The organism is Arthrobacter sp. zg-Y1219 (assembly GCF_030125545.1).
Taxonomy (GTDB): domain Bacteria; phylum Actinomycetota; class Actinomycetes; order Actinomycetales; family Micrococcaceae; genus Arthrobacter_B.
This window is the reverse complement of record NZ_JASKLY010000028.1, coordinates 1-1,871: the sequence shown is the minus strand read 5'-3', so window position 1 is coordinate 1,871 and position 1,871 is coordinate 1. Positions and strand designations below refer to the sequence as shown.

Below are 1,871 nucleotides of genomic sequence, written 5' to 3'. Positions count from 1 at the left end.
GGCACGCACGGCGTACTAGACTGCCAGGCTCAACGCCGGGCACCTGCTTATTGATATTCCACCCTTGAGCACCCACCGGAGAACGAATGTCTCCGAGATGGGCATCTCCTGCAAAGCCCGCCTCCAACACTGTGGAAGGACACGGAAAACTCTGAGGTGCTCCTTAGAAAGGAGGTGATCCAGCCGCACCTTCCGGTACGGCTACCTTGTTACGACTTAGTCCCAATCGCCGGTCCCACCTTCGACGGCTCCCTCCCACAAGGGGTTAGGCCACCGGCTTCGGGTGTTACCAACTTTCGTGACTTGACGGGCGGTGTGTACAAGGCCCGGGAACGTATTCACCGCAGCGTTGCTGATCTGCGATTACTAGCGACTCCAACTTCATGAGGTCGAGTTGCAGACCTCAATCCGAACTGAGACCGGCTTTTTGGGATTAGCTCCACCTCACAGTATCGCAACCCTTTGTACCGGCCATTGTAGCATGCGTGAAGCCCAAGACATAAGGGGCATGATGATTTGACGTCGTCCCCACCTTCCTCCGAGTTGACCCCGGCAGTCTCCTATGAGTCCCCGCCATAACGCGCTGGCAACATAGAACGAGGGTTGCGCTCGTTGCGGGACTTAACCCAACATCTCACGACACGAGCTGACGACAACCATGCACCACCTGTAAACCGACCACAAGTGGGGAGCGTATTTCTACGCTTTTCCGGTTCATGTCAAGCCTTGGTAAGGTTCTTCGCGTTGCATCGAATTAATCCGCATGCTCCGCCGCTTGTGCGGGCCCCCGTCAATTCCTTTGAGTTTTAGCCTTGCGGCCGTACTCCCCAGGCGGGGCACTTAATGCGTTAGCTACGGCGCGGAAAACGTGGAATGTCCCCCACACCTAGTGCCCAACGTTTACGGCATGGACTACCAGGGTATCTAATCCTGTTCGCTCCCCATGCTTTCGCTCCTCAGCGTCAGTTACAGCCCAGAGACCTGCCTTCGCCATCGGTGTTCCTCCTGATATCTGCGCATTTCACCGCTACACCAGGAATTCCAGTCTCCCCTACTGCACTCTAGTCTGCCCGTACCCACTGCAGACCCGGGGTTGAGCCCCGGGCTTTCACAGCAGACGCGACAAACCGCCTACGAGCTCTTTACGCCCAATAATTCCGGATAACGCTTGCGCCCTACGTATTACCGCGGCTGCTGGCACGTAGTTAGCCGGCGCTTCTTCTGCAGGTACCGTCACTTTCGCTTCTTCCCTGCTGAAAGAGGTTTACAACCCGAAGGCCTTCGTCCCTCACGCGGCGTCGCTGCATCAGGCTTTCGCCCATTGTGCAATATTCCCCACTGCTGCCTCCCGTAGGAGTCTGGGCCGTGTCTCAGTCCCAGTGTGGCCGGTCACCCTCTCAGGCCGGCTACCCGTCGTCGCCTTGGTGGGCCATTACCCCAACCAACTAGCTGATAGGCCGCGAGTCCATCCAAAACCGCATCAAGCTTTCCACGGACCACCATGCGGTGGACCGTCGTATCCGGTATTAGACCCGGTTTCCCAGGCTTATCCCGAAGTTAAGGGCAGGTTACTCACGTGTTACTCACCCGTTCGCCACTAATCATTTTGTGCAAGCACAAAAGTCATCGTTCGACTTGCATGTGTTAAGCACGCCGCCAGCGTTCATCCTGAGCCAGGATCAAACTCTCCGTAAATGTGTTACAGACACAGCACCGGAGCCAAGGAAAATTGGCTGCACGGTCCTGCACTAAATTCGAAACCAGCTAAAAAAGTCCTCCCAACCCACGGGGTGGGCGGAAGAACCAGTTCAACCAATTAAAATAATTGGTATCAATAAACTTGGCACACTATTGAGTTCTCAAACAACAGA

Annotated in this window: 1 rRNA gene; it reads right to left on the bottom strand. The window is 55.6% G+C overall.

From position 1 onward, the window contains the following. Window positions 1-167 precede the first annotated feature (167 nt). Window positions 168-1,695, bottom strand: a 16S ribosomal RNA gene (locus QNO00_RS17270). Window positions 1,696-1,871: the final 176 nt, after the last annotated feature.